The 18,029-nt window shown below is 53.7% G+C and carries 14 protein-coding genes and 2 pseudogenes; 11 read left to right on the top strand and 5 right to left on the bottom strand.

Going from position 1 to position 18,029, the window contains the following annotated elements; genetic code table 11:
• The first annotated feature begins 241 nt into the window (after nt 1-241).
• The 4 genes and pseudogenes from CTR2_RS13850 to CTR2_RS13835 all read left to right on the top strand — a co-directional run.
• On the top strand, nt 242-1,225 hold the full coding sequence (locus CTR2_RS13850; RefSeq protein WP_087083315.1) for a DNA-binding protein: 984 nt from the start codon (nt 242-244) through the stop codon (nt 1,223-1,225).
• Nucleotides 1,226-1,604: 379 nt separating this feature from the next.
• On the top strand, nt 1,605-3,290 hold the full coding sequence (aspT, locus tag CTR2_RS13845; RefSeq protein WP_176391645.1) for an aspartate-alanine antiporter: 1,686 nt from the start codon (nt 1,605-1,607) through the stop codon (nt 3,288-3,290).
• A 44-nt stretch (nt 3,291-3,334) separates the two neighbouring features.
• On the top strand, nt 3,335-4,936 hold the full coding sequence (gene aspD / locus CTR2_RS13840; RefSeq protein WP_087083320.1) for an aspartate 4-decarboxylase: 1,602 nt from the start codon (nt 3,335-3,337) through the stop codon (nt 4,934-4,936).
• A gap of 130 nt (nt 4,937-5,066) precedes the next feature.
• A pseudogene (locus CTR2_RS13835) lies at nt 5,067-5,231 on the top strand (IS481 family transposase); the annotation flags it as partial.
• A gap of 196 nt (nt 5,232-5,427) precedes the next feature.
• On the opposite strand, the gene CTR2_RS13830 reads toward CTR2_RS13835, so the two are convergent.
• The 4 genes from CTR2_RS13830 to CTR2_RS13815 all read right to left on the bottom strand — a co-directional run bounded on the left by CTR2_RS13830 (nt 5,428) and on the right by CTR2_RS13815 (nt 10,604).
• Nucleotides 5,428-6,654: an MFS transporter gene (locus CTR2_RS13830; RefSeq protein WP_087083324.1), complete on the bottom strand. Its 1,227-nt coding sequence runs from the start codon at nt 6,652-6,654 to the stop codon at nt 5,428-5,430.
• 40 nt (nt 6,655-6,694) lie between these two features.
• Nucleotides 6,695-8,203 (bottom strand): aldehyde dehydrogenase, encoded by a 1,509-nt coding sequence (locus CTR2_RS13825; protein ID WP_087083326.1) that lies wholly within the window; start codon nt 8,201-8,203, stop codon nt 6,695-6,697.
• Nucleotides 8,204-8,431: 228 nt separating this feature from the next.
• A complete protein-coding gene (locus tag CTR2_RS13820; RefSeq protein WP_254913337.1) occupies nt 8,432-9,586 on the bottom strand; it encodes an iron-containing alcohol dehydrogenase in 1,155 nt (384 codons plus the stop codon).
• A gap of 52 nt (nt 9,587-9,638) precedes the next feature.
• Nucleotides 9,639-10,604, bottom strand: coding sequence for a Bug family tripartite tricarboxylate transporter substrate binding protein (locus tag CTR2_RS13815; protein WP_087083328.1), 966 nt, complete (start codon nt 10,602-10,604; stop codon nt 9,639-9,641).
• A gap of 169 nt (nt 10,605-10,773) precedes the next feature.
• Between CTR2_RS13815 and CTR2_RS13810 the strand changes: the two genes are divergently transcribed.
• A complete protein-coding gene (locus CTR2_RS13810) occupies nt 10,774-11,736 on the top strand; it encodes a LysR family transcriptional regulator (protein WP_176391646.1) in 963 nt (320 codons plus the stop codon).
• Here CTR2_RS13810 and CTR2_RS27560 read toward each other — a convergent pair.
• A pseudogene (locus CTR2_RS27560) lies at nt 11,733-11,865 on the bottom strand (IS3 family transposase); the annotation flags it as partial. The gene CTR2_RS13810 and the pseudogene CTR2_RS27560 overlap by 4 nt on opposite strands.
• A gap of 320 nt (nt 11,866-12,185) precedes the next feature.
• Between CTR2_RS27560 and CTR2_RS13805 the strand changes: the two are divergent.
• The 6 genes from CTR2_RS13805 to CTR2_RS13780 all read left to right on the top strand — a co-directional run bounded on the left by CTR2_RS13805 (nt 12,186) and on the right by CTR2_RS13780 (nt 18,022).
• Complete coding sequence (locus tag CTR2_RS13805) at nt 12,186-12,308, top strand: hypothetical protein (RefSeq protein WP_254913338.1); 123 nt, start codon at nt 12,186-12,188, stop codon at nt 12,306-12,308.
• 210 nt (nt 12,309-12,518) lie between these two features.
• On the top strand, nt 12,519-13,412 hold the full coding sequence (locus CTR2_RS13800; RefSeq protein WP_087083333.1) for a ParA family protein: 894 nt from the start codon (nt 12,519-12,521) through the stop codon (nt 13,410-13,412).
• Nucleotides 13,413-13,427: 15 nt separating this feature from the next.
• The gene (locus tag CTR2_RS13795; RefSeq protein WP_254913339.1) at nt 13,428-15,116 is read left to right on the top strand and encodes a hypothetical protein; all 1,689 of its coding nucleotides are present in this window, start codon (nt 13,428-13,430) and stop codon (nt 15,114-15,116) included.
• 16 nt (nt 15,117-15,132) lie between these two features.
• On the top strand, nt 15,133-15,756 hold the full coding sequence (locus CTR2_RS13790; RefSeq protein ID WP_087083337.1) for an STY4526/YPO1902 family pathogenicity island replication protein: 624 nt from the start codon (nt 15,133-15,135) through the stop codon (nt 15,754-15,756).
• 49 nt (nt 15,757-15,805) lie between these two features.
• The gene (locus tag CTR2_RS13785) at nt 15,806-16,252 is read left to right on the top strand and encodes a hypothetical protein (protein ID WP_087083339.1); all 447 of its coding nucleotides are present in this window, start codon (nt 15,806-15,808) and stop codon (nt 16,250-16,252) included.
• A 12-nt stretch (nt 16,253-16,264) separates the two neighbouring features.
• Nucleotides 16,265-18,022 carry a hypothetical protein gene (locus CTR2_RS13780; RefSeq protein WP_087083341.1) on the top strand — a complete coding sequence of 586 codons (1,758 nt, stop codon included), beginning with the start codon at nt 16,265-16,267 and terminating at the stop codon, nt 18,020-18,022.
• Nucleotides 18,023-18,029: the final 7 nt, after the last annotated feature.

The following is an 18,029-nucleotide window of genomic DNA, read 5'->3' as shown; positions in this document are numbered from 1 at the left end:
CATGCCAGCCTGATCACAGGCTTGGCAGAACCACCAGTATGCAAGCCAGCGAAATTGCTCTTGCTTGAACTCAGAACGGACTTCATCCGAAAAAAAGGGGTTGAAAACGGGTTAATGTACGTTGTCATCTGTATGAAAATTTCATACGTAATATTTAATACATAAGATGTATTGTGTATTACGTATTTGTAATATAGATAACGATAACAATCACTTATCGTTATTTATTTGAAGAATAGGTATGAATACAAGCAAAACTACGTCTAGAGGTGTGCAGGAGTCCGATGTCTGGGCTGCAGCGGATGCTTTGATTGCTCAGGGACTGCGTCCGACCATAGAGCGGGTGCGCCAGCAGATCGGGCGAGGCTCTCCCAATACGGTCAGCCCTATGCTGGAGACTTGGTTTGCCACGCTGGGCCGTCGTCTGGGCGTGGCAGGAGAGCAGGACCCTTCCGTGTTGCAATCGGTGCCAGACCCTGTGCAGCGCCTTGCCGAAGAGCTCTGGAATACGGCGCAGGAAGAGGCGAAAGCCGCAGCCAGCAAGGCTTTGGATCTTCGCGAACAGGCTTTGAAAGCTGCGGAGCAGGCATTTGTGGCGCAACAGGAGCAACTCGCGCAGCGCCAGGCCACCATGGAAGCGCAAAAAGATGCGCTGAATCAGGCCCTGCAGGCAGCTCAAAATCACGCCCAAGACTTGGCCCGGCGTCTTGACGAAATGCAGCAGACGCTACAGGAACGTGATCAGCGCCTGGAAGAACTACGTGATGAGCTGAGCAATGCCGTACGCCAGCGTGAGTTGCAGCAGCAAAAGCACAGCGAGGAAATTCAGTCGGCCGCCGCCGAGCGCCAGCGCATGGCCGAGCAGTACGCGGGCAACGAGCGCCATATGCTCAACGAGGTCGATCGTGCGCGGCAGGAACTCACTGCAGCGCGAAAAAGCCTGCAGGACCAGGAGCGCAAGGCAGAGTCTCGCTATCAAGAGCTGCAGACTCGCTTTGAACAATCCGAGCAGGAGATCCTGAATCTGCATGCCCAGTTGCAGACCGCTCAGAACACGGCTGCATTGGCACAGGAGCGTGCAGCCGATCTCAAGAGCCTGCTGGAGGCGCAGCAAAGACTGGCGGCTGCAGCCAATACAGCTGATCCAAATGTGGCTCAACCCCTGGCGCGTCGAAGCAATCTGGCGGCAACCCGGCGCTCCATTAACCGGCGAACCTTGCGCTAACCGGTAGCTGGCTCCTGGTCTGCGATCCCGCTCAGTCTCGGCGCCACAGACTTGACCGCCGGCTTCTGCCGGCGGCTTGTCAATATTGGCGGTCAATGCCAAGCCTAATTGAAGAGTCCTGAGTATTTTGAAAAGAATAATCGGCAACGTCCTACATTTCGATACGCATTTGTCTTTAATAGTGGGTGGAAATAGAAGAAGACAAGAAACTATCCAGCTAATGGACGTGGCATCAGTTTTGAGATAGGCGATCTCGATCCACGCTTCCCAGTAGCAAACCGCTTTCTCCTGAGTTCAAGCATTTCCAATGCCTCCCTCTTTTGGGGGCTAGGGCGGGCTTTCCGTTGCTTGATCCTTTTATCCGGAAGTCGAGGTGGCCGTGGAATTACTCAAAAGCATCTTTCACCAATCACCGGAAGCCGCACTTTTCGCGTCTCTGGCTCTGGGGTACTGGGTCGGCAAGTTCCGCTTCGGGTCATTCCAGTTAGGTGGTGTGGCTGGTTCGCTATTGGCAGCGGTGTTGATCAGCCAGATCGGCATTCAGATCGATTCAGGCATCAAGGCTGTGCTTTTCGCCTTGTTCATATACGCCGTAGGCTTCGAAAGCGGCCCGCAGTTCTTCAATTCTTTGGGGCGTCATTCGGTCAAGGAAATCATGATGGCCGTCGTGGTGGCCTTGTCCGGCTTGATCACGGTGGTGGTGATTGCCCGGATATTCGGGCTGGACAAAGGCCTAGCTGCAGGCCTTGCCGCCGGCGGACTGACGCAGTCGGCAATCATTGGGACGGCTGGCTCTGCCATTGAGAAACTCGGACTCTCGGGTGAAGAGGTGCAGCGCATGCAGGCCAATGTTGCCATCGGCTATGCGGTCACCTATATATTCGGCTCTTTCGGCGCCATCATCATGTGCGTCAATGTCCTGCCATGGATTACCGGACGCAATATCCGGGATGACGCGGTTCAAGCCGAGCAGGAGCAACTCAAGGGCGTTCGGGTTTATGGCGTGGGTGAATCGCCAGCGGCACCCGATCTGGTGGGGCGTATTTTCCGCGTCGCCCAATCAGGCAAAACCGTGGCTGATCTCGAAGCCGAGGGGACTCAGGGCAGGGTGACAGTGGAGCGCATTCAGCGAAAGAATGCGCTGGTCGGCGTAGACCCCAGCCTGGTACTCGAGGCTGGCGACATTATTTTGCTGGTCGGACGCCGCTCCGCCGTGGTGTCTCTGGGCAAGTCGGTAGGCGATGAGCTGCCCGGTGCCCAGGGCATGGATGTGGTGATGGTGCGCCGCGATGTGGCCATTTCCAATTCCCGGTATCTGAACCGCAGCGTCAAGGACATTCTGGACAGCCTGTCTCAGGATCTCAAGCACGGCGTCTATGCCGAGGGCTTGATACGTGCGGGATCGCCGGTTCCCATCACTGCGCAGACCATGGTGATGCCCGGCGATGTGGTCACCTTGTTCGGCACACCTCAGGACGTTCAGAAGGCTGCTCAGGCCGCCGGTCCCATCATTGTTCCCAGCGACAAGACCGACTGGGTGTTCCACGGCTTCGGCATTGTCGTCGGCCTGCTGATCGGCCTGCTGGTGCTGCGCATAGGCGCTATTCCCATCACCTTGGGCAGCGGTGGCGGTGCCTTGCTCTCGGGCCTGCTGTTTGGCTGGTGGCGCAGCCGCAAGCACACCATGGGCAATATGCCGACAAGCGCCTCGACATTGCTGCGCGATCTGGGGCTGGCAGGTTTTGTGGCCATGGTGGGCCTGCAGTCCGGCCAGCAGGCGGTCAGCACGGTCATGGAGCAGGGCTTGACGTTGTTCATGCTGGGCGTTCTGGTCACCATCATTCCGCTGCTGATTGCCATTTTGTTTGGCAAGTATGTGCTGCGTTATGACAACGTTGCCGTGTTCGCGGGCTCGCTGTCCGGCGCACGCAGTGCCAACCCCGCGTTTGGCGAGGTTCTGGACAAGGCCGGCAATTCAATCCCCACCACCCCGTTTGCAATCACTTATGCGTTGGCCAATGTGTTCCTGACTTTGTTGGGTCCGCTGGTCATTGCCTTTGCGTGAAACCCCTGCACTGATTCACTAGGACGAATGGAAGGAGTTGCGATATGAGCAAGGATTATCAGAGTCTGGCGAACTTGAGCCCGTTCGAGCTCAAGGATGAGTTGATCAAGATCGCCTCGGGCGACGGAAACCGCCTCATGCTCAATGCGGGGCGGGGCAATCCCAATTTTCTGGCAACCACCCCGAGACGAGCATTTTTCCGTCTGGGCTTGTTCGCGGCTACCGAGTCGGAACTTTCGTATTCGTATATGACCACGGTGGGTGTTGGAGGCCTGGCAAAGATCGAGGGCATAGAAGGTCGCTTCGAGCGCTATATTGCCGAGAACCGCGATCAGGAAGGCGTGCGCTTTCTCGGTAAATCCCTGAGTTACGTGCGCGATCAGCTGGGTTTGGATCCGGCCGCCTTCCTGCACGAAATGGTCGACGGTATTCTGGGCTGCAACTACCCCGTTCCCCCTCGGATGCTGAACATCAGCGAAAAAATCGTGCGCCAGTACATCATCCGTGAAATGGGGGCCGATGCAATTCCCAGCGAGTCCGTGAACCTGTTTGCGGTCGAGGGGGGAACGGCCGCCATGGCATACATCTTCGAGAGCATGAAGGTCAACGGCCTGCTCAAGGCTGGTGACAAGGTAGCCATCGGCATGCCGGTTTTCACTCCGTACATAGAAATTCCGGAACTGGCCCAGTATGCGCTGGAGGAGGTGGCCATCAATGCCGACCCGGCCCTCAATTGGCAATATCCGGATTCCGAGCTGGACAAGCTCAAGGATCCGGCCATCAAGATCTTCTTCTGTGTGAACCCCAGCAATCCGCCATCGGTAAAGATGGACGAGCGCAGTCTGGAGCGTGTGCGCAAGATTGTGGCCGAACATCGACCGGATCTGATGATCCTGACCGATGACGTTTATGGCACGTTTGCCGATGGCTTTCAGTCGCTCTTTGCGATTTGCCCGGCCAACACTTTGTTGGTCTATTCATTCTCCAAATACTTTGGTGCCACTGGCTGGCGTCTGGGTGTCGTGGCCGCGCACAAGGAAAATATCTTCGACTTGGCATTGGGCAAGCTGCCGGAGTCCGAGAAAACAGCGCTCGATCATCGCTACCGTTCACTGCTGCCCGATGTGCGTTCATTGAAATTCATAGATCGCCTGGTTGCCGACAGCCGCGCTGTTGCCTTGAACCACACGGCCGGTCTGTCCACTCCGCAGCAGGTCCAGATGACCTTGTTCTCGCTGTTTGCGCTCATGGACGAGAGCGACCAGTACAAGCACACGCTCAAGCAACTGATACGGCGTCGTGAAGCAACGCTGTATCGCGAGTTGGGAACGCCTCCGCAAAGAGATGAAAATGCGGTCGATTACTACACCTTGATTGACCTGCAGGACGTGACCTCGAAGCTTTATGGCGAAGCGTTCTCGAAATGGGCGGTCAAGCAGTCCTCGACCGGCGACATGCTGTTCCGGATTGCCGACGAAACAGGGATCGTGCTCCTGCCGGGGCGCGGCTTCGGCTCGGACCGTCCATCGGGACGCGCCTCCTTGGCCAATCTCAACGAGTATGAGTACGCGGCCATAGGTCGTGCGCTGCGACAAATGGCTGACGAGTTGTACGCGCAATACACCCAGCAAGGGAACAAGCGCTGACGGTGAGGGGCTTCAAGGCTTGCGGCACCGCCAGCCGAAAAAATATCAGCCCGGCCACCAATGCATTTGAAAAGAGGCTTCGGCCTCTTTTCTAGTTTTCTTATTCACCGAGCCGTCAGGCCGATTGTCTGGCAGCCGCCAGCCCACAGGCGAGCATGAGTTTGACCAGCTATGCCAAGCGCTGGAGATCGAACATCGGCTGACCAGGCCCAAGACACCGCAGATCAACGGCATGATTGAACGCTTCAATGGACGATTGAGTCATGTACTGCGCTCACCCCACTTCAACAGCGGCAAGCGCTCAAAAAAATGGAGGATGAAAGTGCCCGATTTATTCGTCAAGAACGTGCGCAATCATCCGGGACCTGACGGGTAGGTCCAAGATCAGAGCCAAGATTTGGGCCTAGTCGGAAGCTGCCCGAGGCTGTGCCGCGCAGAGGAGGGCAGCGTTTGTGGTTTTGAGAACCCCGAGCAGCTACCCGATCCGGGATTCATGATTTGGCAGCGAGGCCAGATGACCAGCGTAGGAAGATCCAGAACCCGCTGACTGCAGCCAGAACTTGTGAGCAGACGAGTAACGAAAATCCTCCCGCTACGTTTCCTTTCATCATGGAGCCCATCGCCATTGGCATGAATGCCGCCGCAAGATTGCCCACACCATTGATGATTCCGTATGCACTTCCTACGCTGGCCGCTGGAGAGAGGGCTTGCACGATCGAAGGGATCGCCGCGCCCTGCAGGGCCCAGCAGGCACTTGCGATAAGAAGATAGACAACGGTAGTAGCGGTATTGTCAGCGCCCATCAGCATGAAGACTGAAAGCGCAGTGGCTAACCCCCCAAATGTGAAGATCAGCGGAACACGTTGCTGGGGCAGTAGGTCGACCAGGAGCCCTCCTAGAAAGTTGGCAACGATGCCAACTACGAACGGCAGAGAAGACATCCACCCCATCTCCTTTAGCGAAAAGCCTTTATCCTGAACCAGATAGGCTGGAAGCCAGGAGCTGCTGCCCCATAGGTACGCTAGCGTGAAGACTTCTACTGCAAGCATTGCAATCAAGTGAGGCATTGTGAATGCGCCACGTACAGTTTGCTTCAGACCTATATTTGGCTTGGTGGAAGCTACTTTTGCTATTTGCGGATTTTCATGAATGAACCAGTAGATCAGTGGCAGCCCCAGCAATAGATTGAGCATCGCAAGCATTTCAAACGATGAATGCCATCCATGCTCTCGCAGCAGCCAGCTGATCAGGGGAAAACCCACTGCTAGCCCCAAAGACACTCCCATCGAACTCACCGCATTTGGTTTTCCCCGTTCGTTAGCGGAGAACCAATCTCGCACGTACATGGTCTTGAGTGAGAATAGCGGCCCCTCGCTCATGCCTAGTACGGTGCGTAGAATTAAAAATGCAAACAATGAGCCTGTCCAGGGGGCAATTGCAGTTAAAACTGCCCAAGCCAGCATGCTTACGAGTAGACCACGGCGATATCCTAAGAAGCGCTCATATAAAGGCGTCAGGATAAGTGCTGAGATCCCATATCCCAGAAGGAACGTTGTCATCATCGAACCTTGGCCTTGACGATCTCCTTCGATACCAAAGGCACGAAGGAAATCACTATCGACAATGAGCACGGAAACGTTCACGCGGTCGATATAGGCAATCACCACGACCATCATCAGCGTGAGTACACCCCACCAGCGATTGAAACTTTTATTCATGATGCCAATCCTCCGGGACTTACAAACTAGTTCTATTCAGTTAGGAAAGGTTGGCCCATGGGAGCGGCATTTCGTTTGTACCCCAGTACATGCCTTTCTGCTCCATATATTGAAAGATTCCTGCGCGTCCCTTTTCGCGTCCAAGGCCTGAGTCGCGCCATCCTCCAAACGGTGTTGAAGAGGAGAGTTGCTTGTATGTGTTGATCCATACGGTACCTGCTTGTACAGCCCGCCCAAGCTTCCAGGCACGTTTGAAATCGCGGCTCCAGATGCCTGCAGCAAGCGCATAAACGCTATCGTTGGCCTCCTCGATCAGCGTGGCCTCGTCTTTGAAGGGCATCGCAACCAATACTGGTCCGAAAATCTCTTCCTGTGCCGTGCGGGCTTTATTGGAGAGTCCTTCGAGGATAGTCGGCTCATAAAAATAGCCGTTGCTCAGCTTGCCCAAGAGCCTGTCGTTGCCAAGGCGAGAACCGCCTGTCCGAATACTGGCCCCCTCCGAGACACCCAGTTCCACGTAACGCTCGACACTATTTCGATGAGAGGATGAAATCAGCGGCCCCATCTGCGTGGTGTCCTGAGACGGGTCACCTACGCGAAGTGCCCTAGCGCCGGCAGTGAGGCGGCTTAGGAACTCGTCGTAGATCGGCTCAGCAACGAATAGCCGTGACCCTGCGATGCAGGACTGGCCGGAACTGCTGAAAATTCCATAAAGCACTCCGGCAACCGCGTGATCCAGATCCGCATCTTCCAGCACCATGGTTGGAGATTTGCCCCCAAGCTCCATGGACACTGGCATCATCTTTTCGGCTGCAATACGAGCGATGTGCTTTCCCGTAGAGGTACCTCCGGTGAACGAAACTCGCTTGACAAGAGGGTGCTTGGTGATTGCATCGCCAATGACAGAGCCCTTGCCCGGCAACACACTGATGAGTCCTTTGGGTACACCTGCTGCTTGGCAGATGCGTGCTAGCTCTAGGGCCAGGACTGGTGTGATTTCTGCAGGCTTTAGAACAATGGCGCAGCCGGCAGCGAGTGCTGGGGCCATCTTTTGGGCGTCGCTGACGATAGGAGAATTCCAGGGAGTGATAGCTGCCACGACTCCCATCGGTTCATGCACACTCATCGTTACGTAGTCGCCCCTCGATGGAGTGATGGAGTCTTCCAATGTCTCACAGGCCGCGCCAAAAAACTGGAAGGTGCCCGCAGCACTAGCGACCAAAGCGCGCGTTTCTTTAATCGACTTTCCATTATCAAGTCGCTGCTTTTGCGCCAGCTCCTCAGCATTTTCCCGGATAAGCTGAGCGATCCTGAAAAGCACTGTTGCCCGCTCGTGAGGGAGTTTTTTCGCCCAGCCGCTCGTAAGAAATGCCTTGTGCGCACGCTGAATTGCCTCCTCGACATCAGCTAGTGATGCTGCACATAAACGAGCAACAACCTCACCTGTCGCGGGATAGATACTTTCATAGACCTCGCCTCCACCAAGGCGCCATTCGCCTGCAATGCAAATTGGAAGCAATTTTTCGGATATTAAAGTTGTGCTTTTCATGGTTTTTGCTTCGTTTCGAGATAAGTTATTGGAGAAAATTGCTGGTGATCAAGGTGAAATATAATTAATACTCAGTTGCTACGTTGCTTGTTGAAAGTATTGCAATGATTTATATAGGGAGCGACGATCTCTTAACGTGATTAGTGCTGTCATGCATTAATACGGAAAAAATGAAAAATGAAAAATGAATTAGATGTAAAGAATTGAAATCTTCTCGGGTAAAAAGGATCAATACGCCTCGTTGTATATTTGCAACGCGTCTGAATATCCGACCTCACGAGGGTTGTTGACTAATAAGCGCTGGACTGTCATGGCGGCATCTACCAGCTTTGGAAGATCGGTTTTACGAATATCCACGTCGCGTAACCGCTGTGGGATCGGCGCCTTGGTCACATGCTTTGCGATTGTGATCATGAAAGCTTCTGCGGCTACGAAGTCGGTCGCTTCGCGTAGTTCAGGATGCAGAGCGCGCGCTAGTTCCGCATACTGAAGTTCTGCCGCAGGCAGATTGAAGCGTAGGACCGGCATCATGACCAGTGCGTTGGCCAAGCCGTGCGGCAGATGAAAGTGGCTGCCCAAGGGATGGGCAAGTGCATGTATGGCAGCGACAGGAGAATTCGCAAAGGCGACACCTGCCATCAAAGAACTTAGAAGTAACGCTTGTCGGGCCTGGAGATCAGTGCCGTCAGCAATAGCGCGGCCCATATAGGTATGGGAGAGCTGCAGCGAGCGGATCGAAAATTGGTCGGAGAGGGGGTTCTTTCGATTACGTGAGGTATATGCCTCAATGGCGTGCACCATGGTGTCAATACCAGTCGTCGCTGTAGTTGCTGGTGGCAAGGTCACTATCAAGCCTGCATCGAGCACTGCTACGTCGGGAAGCAGCAACCGACTTATGACTCCCTTCTTTTGGTGGTCTGGCGTGGAGACCACAGCCGTTGGTGTTACCTCGGAACCAGTTCCTGCCGTAGTTGGAACTTGAATCAATCGCAACCGTGATCCTCGGGCTTGTTGGCTTCCGTAGATGTCCTTTAGCGACTGCGGAGTAGATGCCAGCAGGGCCACCAATTTAGCGGTGTCCAACGAACTGCCGCCGCCGAATCCGACGACGCAATCGGCACCAGCGCTTCGAGCAGCTTCAGCCGCTGCAAGTACGACATGCTCGGATGGATCTGGCTTTACCCCGTCATAGACTGTGACGTTCACTCCTGAATTAATTAGTGCAGCGACTGGCTGTTCAATAATTCCCGCTTGCACCAAACCGCTATCGGTGACAACGAACACATGGCGGCAATCCTCCAAGTAGGAATTTAACCGTAGAGATGCACCCAATTCACAAATAATTCGAGGTGCAGGTTCGAACTGAAAATTAAAAATGCCCATGGTGAGATTTAAGCAGTTATTGGAGAGGATCTACTATTCATCAGACGAGGTTTCAATTAGCCGATATTTTTGCTCTCGCCATTAACTCGCCAAAGTTCTTATAGTCACGATGCAGCTCGGCGGCCAAATCCTCAGGCGTGGACGAGACACTCTCAAATCCCATAGATTGAATTTTTTCGATAGATGAGGTCTTCATTAATATCTTGTGGATTTCAGAATTCAGACGACGAATGACTTCAGGTGGAGTTCCCGCGGGTGCAAATACTCCGTGCCAACCATTGATCTTTTCCATTTCTGGTATTCCAAGTTCACGAAATGTCGGCACATCGGGTAAAGCACTCGAACGCTTGGGGCCGATCACGGCTAGGGCTTTTAACTTTCCTGCTTTCACGTAACTAGCGCTGCCCGAGTCGAAGGTGAACTGCACTTGGTTGGCTAAGAGGTCTTGAATAGACGGGGCGAGTCCCTTGTATGCCACATTGGTGGAGGTAGTTTGCGTCTCGAGGTTAAGCAATGCGCCGGCGATGTGGGGAAATGAGCCATTGCCTGTTGAGGAGTAATTCAACTTCCCAGGTGAGCCTCTCATCTTGTTCACCAGCGAGGGTAGGTCAGACACGCCTACAGATGGATTAACAAGAAGGGACATGTTCAAACCGGCAGATTTGGCGACGGGCGCGAGATCTTTAAGTGGATCGAATGGTAGTTTGCCCATGACATAGGGGCTCAGCACGAGGGTGCTGGACGCGAGCATCAGGATCGTATGGCCGTCAGCGGGGGCACGACGCACATAGTCTGCAGCGATGGTGCCGTTTGCGCCTCCACGGTTGTCGACAATGACTGGTTCACCAAGACTGTCTCCAAGGTCCTTCGCGACCATCCGTGCAATTGCGTCAATAGTGCCTCCCGCAGGCACCGAGACTACAAGTGTCAATGGCTTACTGGGAAATCCACCCGCAAAGGAGGAGGATGATGCTGCTGCGCAAAGTGAGAGAGAAATGAGTAGTTTTCGCATCGTCATTTGAATCTGGTGAAGAGGGATCGAAACAAGACCTTGAGTTTCCAAGCAAGGTGAATTCAGGCATGTACTTTTTAGAATTCTAGAAATTCCCGTTGATTAGAGCGATCTATATCGTCAACTTAAGGTATACGATTCCAGCTACACATTCGGGATGACTCTGACACTGCTTATGCGCTCTTCCACTTCTCAACTTAACGGACGTCACTTTCAAGTGTTTGTGGTTGTCATGCGTAGCCGAGGGCTTGGCGAAGCCGCTCTTAAACTCGGCATTACGAAGGCAGCGGTGAGCAAGTCGCTCAGACTTTTGCAACGTGAGACGGGTGTGGAGTTGTTCGCTCGGCGAGGAGGGCGCCTTCAGCCGACTGCCGCTGCGCATCAACTGCTTCCCCGTGCAGAGCAAGTAACTCAGCACCTCGAATGGGCACTAGAAGAGGCTGCGGCATTACGTCAGGGAGCCTCTCGTACAGTAACGGTAGCCGCTCACACCCCTTCGTTGATTGCGCTTCTGCCAGGAGCTATTCAGCGGATGCAGCGCACCCATCCGGAGGTAAATGTATGCATGCGAGCGGCAACACCCATTGAGGTGCTTCGACAGGTTGCACACCATGAAGTCGACCTAGGTGTCACCAATCCACCTGCACCTAACACCATAAGCGCGATACAACTATGCAAGCGCAAGACTATTTCTGAGGATCTATTGGTGGTGGCACTGCACAAACACCATCCATTGGTAGCAAAATCGATGGTTAGGCCGGAGGATTTAGCTGGCCACATGGTGATTGCGTTGCCCGAGGAGTCGCCAACATCGGTCTTGGTCCGCGCGACGCTCCAAGAGGCGGGCATAAAGCTCAAGACGGGTGTTGTTGCTAGTACATCCATGGGAGTTTGTGCTCTTGTCCATCGAAATGTAGGCGTCGGACTAATCAATCCAATGGTTTTGTCCACCGGTGTCTTTCCGGATATTGTTACGCGCCCCTTTCGTCCGCGAATAGACCTTCTGACGGAAATCTATTGCTCGTCTCTGAAAGAGCTCAGCAATGAAGCGCTAATTTTTTATCGTTACATCGAGGAGATCGCTGCAAATCGAGATATGAATACTGAGCGGCTACCGGTCTCGTTGAAACCGACTTAAGCTTTTTGAGCTTGTTCGAGCTGTATGGGACTGAGATACGCGAGCGTCGAATGCCGACGCGTCGGGTTGTAGAAGCACTCGATGTAGTCAATCAAACACGTCTGAGCGGGCCTGATCTTGTGTCTTGTACGCTGCACTGCTACACGACATAGCCAAGCCCATAAAGGATCTGCACATCCTCTGGCGCGGTGGCACGATGAGTGAGCCCGGTATCTTGCGAGCAATAAGTGGGCTTACTGGCAGACATCGTCAAGCGTGCCTACCAGGCCTCCACCAGCTACTGTTCTTGTCTTCGAACGAACGAAAATCAGCTTGCCGCCATAGAAGCACCAACCTTGCCAAGCCTGGTCAGGCAGCTTCATGCGGTTGAGCAGGCGCAGCAGTCTGTACGTCGAATACGGGATGTCGTGCTCGCCGGATTCCCAGTTATGTACAGTCCTGGGCGACACATGAAGAAACTGCGCGCAGCCATGCAGATCCATGCCCAGGCTTCGGTACATGGAGCGGAAATTCTGAGCAAGCTGGGAGCGGGTATCACGGTCGTGACGCCTCTGTCCGAACTTCTTTTTTAGTAGATACGATGTATATTTTCTGACACTTTTTAAAGCTGAAAGTCAAGGCTTTTTGCATGATTTTCAACAAAAAGTTACGAAATAACCATCGATCAATGGTGGCTTCTGAAGGCCAGTGCGGCCTCAGTTTTGGTCGCAACGGCCTACCAATGCGCGAGCGAACTTCAGCTCCCGTTGAATGGATCAACAACCATTCAACGAGGAATTTCAATGTTCACAATCACTGTTCTGGCTTCCAAGGGCGGAGTCGGCAAGACCACTACAGTCGCGAATCTGGGCGGCCTGCTGCACGACATCGGCTTCCGTGTGTTGCTTATCGACGGGGACATCCAGCCGTCGCTCTCGCGTTATTACGAGCTTTCCCACAAGGCTCCTTTTGGGCTCACCCAGCTGGTGCAATCAGGTGCGCTGACGACTGACTGCATCTCGCATTGCCAACTGCCTCCGACTTCCTATCAAGGCAAGCTTGAGAAGGCACCCAAGAGCGAGGGCGGTTGCCTGCATATCGTTCGCTCTGATGCCAAGGACTCGTCTCTGCAGGTCTGGATGGCCAATCGCAATCCATTGAGCATGCAGTTCAGCTTCAAGAATCCCTTGAAGCACCCCACGATCGCTAGCGCATACGACGTGGTGATTATTGATACCCAAGGTGCTGTCGGCCATCTGCAAGATGCTGCTGTGGTTGCTGCTGATCTGCTGCTTGTGCCTGCAACGCCAGACATGATCTCGGCTCGCGAGTTCATCGCGAATGTGAAAGCACTCATTGAACGCCACGATAGCGTGTCTACCATGGGCTTGAAGATGCCTCAGATGAAGGCATTTCTCAATAAAAGCCAAAAGACCAGCGATAGCAAGGAAATGTCCGCAATGATTCGCGAAAGCTTTATTGAGCTGAGCGGAAAAATCACGATGCTGGATACTGATGTTCCCGATGCAACGGCTTGGAAAAAAGCGGCCAGTGCCGGAGTTCCAGTGCATTGGGTTGATCCAGTGAAAGCATCCAACACGCTTCATTCCCTTCTTTGGGAAATTGTGCCCAGCGTGTCGGAGATGTACGCATCTAACCACCCCCAATATCTCGATCTGAACGCACCCTCCAATTAATTTTAGGAGGAAAGCATGCGTACACCTGAAACCATGACTGCTCGCGAACGGGCAGCCTCACTAAACCTAACTACGTCCCCTGGAAATAAGCAAGGGACGTCAGCTATGACTGCACCAGATAAACCAAAGCTCACTCCAAATCAAGCACGTCTTGAGGCGGCTAAAGCAGCTCTTCATCGAGACTCTGAAAGATCAACTACCAGTTTTGATCCGATGGATGAGATTGATGGCTCCATCATCGTCTTGGATGTTTTTGATATTGATGAATATTCGCTGAATCCTCGCAAGAAAGCTAATTCCCAGCGGGCGGAAATAAAAGCGAGTATGAAGGTCGATGGCATCACCAATATGTTCTCGGTGACGCGTCGTAATCCTACGGAGAAGTATTTCCCATATGGCGGCGGAAATACCCGCGTAGAGATCGCAAAAGAGCTGGTGAAAGAAGGCGTTGAGAAACTGCGGCGCATCCATGTCGTTACCAGGAAGTGGCCTGGCGAGGCCGCTGTCATTGCTGCGCACTTGAGCGAAAACGACAATCGAAGTGATATTTCGTTCTGGGAGCGTGCTCAGGGCGTGATGAATTACAAGCGCGAAATTGAGAAGGAAACCGCTAGATCTTTCTCGGCAACCGAGCTGAATAAAGCACTTAAAGAGGTGGGATTGAGCTATGGGGTGCGGATGGTTCAAAACTTCATCTTCGCTGTCGAAAATCTCGCGTTGATTGGTAATTGGCTTCAAACGTCTGACGTCAATATAAATATCCGTCCTACCGTTTCGGCACTTCACGAAATGGCATCGAAGTTCGACAAACGCGAAGAAGTCAAGGAAGCTATCGAGGAAATCTTCTTGATGCACGCTACCGATCTTGAGGCGATGGAGCAAGCGAACTCCGAGGCCGATCCTGCAAGCCGGACAGAGGTGAAGTTGGATGTTCCATCGCTACTCACTCAGATCCAGTCGGTGTCCTCGAAGCATTTTGGCATTGCCGCCGACCATATCGAGTCAGTCGTTCAATCCTACCTCCAGGACCCGAAGCTTTCAGTCGATGACATGCGCTCGATAGAGAGCGCGAACAAGAAGGTGCAACAGCAAGCCAAGCAGGCGCCACTGTCGGGAATGCTTGGCGGTGTGTCGGCTGCTGCATCGCCTAGCAACAAAAGATCCACGACAAAGCCAGATCAACAAGGTGCGGGAGCTGGCCCAGCAGACAAACTGGCAGCGTTTTCTGCGCGGCTATCGCAGAATCTTGTGGATCTGAATGCTGTCGTACCGCTGTCGGACTTCGTGAAGCCAACGCCGGCATTGCCATACGGGTTCTTAGTGGATATTCCAGAACGTATGGCGTATTTGGGCGATCAAAAGCTCTCCGAAGATCTCGAAACTCTGCGTGTGTATCTTTGGCCATTTCTTGCAACGCAAACCGGGCAGTGCAATTCAAGCCTACTCTCGAAATGCGACCCAGAAAGCCGCTGGGTAAGGGCTATTCAGGCTGGTGTTGATACGTTCCGTCAGGAGTGCACAGATAGAGCGATTCTGTGCGGGAAGAATGGGCAGATTTATGTCACTTCTGACCATTATGGATATCTCTTCGGCAATGCGGCGGTTGCTAGATGCTTGTCTGCGCTGATGCAAACACTCGCTGAGTTCAATATCGCCGGGCCTGAGGATAGCCGCGAAGCCTATAAACCGTTATTTACGGAATAAACACGTTAGATAAGCAATGACAGATCATATTGTTCCCGTCGATATCCACACGAATCCGCAGTTGAATTTTCTGCTGCTGACGGAGGTAATTCGTGCTATCGAAACCGAGGATGGAATAGATCAGTTATTGCAGATGGGTTGCGATGCAGAATTGATCGACCAACTTCGGCATCGCAAGACCCGCGATATTCTGGATATTTCTACTAAGTTAACGAGGGTTAAGCTCATATTTTCTCCTGGCGAACTCAGGCAGCATCTAGAAGGCCTGGACCGACAAAGGCAAGACGATGCACTTTGCGAATATTTTGTGCGCAATGGTGCCTCGCGTGCACTGATTACGCGGCTTTTTAAGCGCTCCGCAGACGATATTCGTAGGTTACGTGAATTGGTCGGCGGAAGCGTCACGGGCGGGAGGGCCAAACTACCAAAGCAGTTTGATGTTCGGGATCAGATTCATCAAGCTTGGGCGGAAATTACCAGCCAATCCACGCCTGGGCAATCTCTACGTGATTGGATTTTCGAGCTGCATTCTCGTTTTGCGGAGTACACCATCGACTCGCTTTATTCAACGCTCAAAGAGTTTGAAGACGAGGATAGCCTGGCTCTTCCCAGGAGAAATGCCTTCCCGGTGGGCAAATAAATCAGCCGCAGGACGTTCTATTTACAACCATTATCGATAAAGCTTGAACATGAAGAACACCAAGAACTTACCCGCCCAGCTGTCGAATAGTGATAGTGAAATTCTGAAGTCCGCACTGTTTCTGGAACTTATCGGCCAAGAGCCCATCACCATCAACCGCGCCTTCGTGGATCTCACCGGTAACGTCTTGAGCGCACTCTGGCTTACCTATGCGATGGAGCGCGAACGTCGCAGCGAGTCGGAGGACTTTCTCGAAATCCTTATGTCATCGTCATGCTGCACCAAGGACACCGGCATAACGAGGGCACAGCAGCAAACCTGCCGCAAGACCCTCGTGGACTTGGGCATCCTGCATGAGCAAGCTGGTCAGGGCCGCATCATTACCTATCGGATCTCGAAGCGGCGCTTGCTTGAGCTTTTGCAGCAGCAAGCCATGCCCTTGGCCAGCGCAATGCGCAGTGCAGCGACAACCTCCGTAGCCGCAGCTGCGCACTGATGGAGCTTGTCAGTGCGCGGCTCTCTTTCACTCGCAGCAATTCCAACAGTTCGTTATGAACTGCCGGAGGATGCGCCGATCCACCAGGGTGCCGAGCAAATTTTTCTGCATCTGGACGATCGAGGTTTCGTTCCATTTCATCCGGTGCTGGCTGAAAAATTCGGCCACAAAGCCGCCATCTTCGTGGGCATGGCGCTCTACTGGACGCGCCACAGTCTCCGCAACCATCCCGAGCGCGGTGGCTGGTTCTTTATGTCCTTGCAGCAGTGGAAGTCGGCCATTGGGCTGACCCGCACCGAGCAAGCCAGTGTGCGCGAGCTGCTGATGGGCGAGGGCGTTCTCGAAGAGATGCTCGTTGGGCGTCCTGCGGTGCTGAACTACCGCCTGAACGTACCTGCACTCGCCAAGGCATTGGCAATGCGCGGCAAGGGGCAGAAACTTACGTGGGACTTGGCAAGTAGCTGGTTCAAGGGCTGCAAGGTCTACTACAAGCCCCTGGCTGATGTGGCTGGAAGCATCGCAGGCGGGCTGTACTTGGCCTATCTGCTGCAGCGGCACCGGGAGTGTCTGAAGCTAGGCCAGCTCACCGATGGCGCTATCCCGGTCAGCCAGGATGAAATCTCAACAGCGCTTGTGCTCGGTCCGAAGGTCCAGCGCAATGCTCGGGAGCGGCTGAAGAAGGCTGGATTCATTAACGAGGTCGGCATCGGCGGAGCTTTGGTACGCATTAACTTCGACGCCATTCTGCTGTGCCTGCGTGGGCAAAGCATCAAGCCTTTGCCTCGCAAGGCTGACGCGGACAAGGCTACTCCTGCGGCGTCAACGAAGGCTGCACCGTCAAATAGCGCTCCAGCCACGAACCAGACGCTGGACCTGTCCGGGCTTTCATTCGCGTTCTCGCAAGCGATGCTTGGACTGTCCGCGACCCCTCCTGCTCCCCGCCCGCGCGATCTCTTGCTGTCTTTTTTGAACGACGATCTGGTGCCTCACAAACCTGTCGAAATCCGACAAGCTGGAGCTACTTCTTCGATCAGTGAGCAGCCCGCCAAGTCGGAGCAAATCTCCAATGCCAGCAAGGAGTTAGCGAAGAGCTTTAGCGATAAGGGTAGCGAGGGTGGAGCGAAGGAATCGTTTGCCGTTTCCTGCAAACAAGAGCCTGACTCTTTGGACGAAACCTACAGGCTTGATCTGCCGTTTCCCGCAATCAATATTCAAAGGACTTCTATTCAATCCACTACTACTTCGCCGGTGAACACCAGCAGCACGGCTGACGTTCAGGCAGGTGAGGGTGGTAAGTCTTCGAGTTCGGACAAGCTGAATGCCGGACTTGCCTCTGGCCTCATCTTCCCCACCTGGATTGAGAAGTCACTGCACGCGTCCCTCTCCAAGGTGCTGGCCAAGTTTCCCCTTGAGCAACAACAGCAAGCGTTGGACGAGATGGAAGGAGCGAACCGGCGATTTCATAAAGTGAAGTCGCCAGTGGCCTGGCTAAGCAGTGTGGTGAAGAAATATAGAGCCGGCGAATGCATCTGGGCGTATGCCCCCGTCATCGCTGCAGAGCGCATTGAGTTAGCCAAACAGGCCGATGCTCAACAGGCCCAGAAAGAAGCATCGCTGAAAGCTTTTCACGAAGGATCGGCCAACGCCGACGCCAATCCAGTGCGAGTGGCGGTCGAAGGCAATGGGCCTTTGGGCAAAGAAGCGGCGCGTGCCAAGTTGCTTGCTCTTCGCAATGAGCGGGCAGCAAAGGTCGGAATGGCGAAGAAATGAGCTGACT

Origin of the sequence: Comamonas thiooxydans (assembly GCF_002157685.2) — a bacterium.
GTDB classification, from domain to species: Bacteria; Pseudomonadota; Gammaproteobacteria; order Burkholderiales; family Burkholderiaceae_C; genus Comamonas; species Comamonas testosteroni_H.
This window is presented reverse-complemented; position numbering and strand designations above follow the sequence as displayed.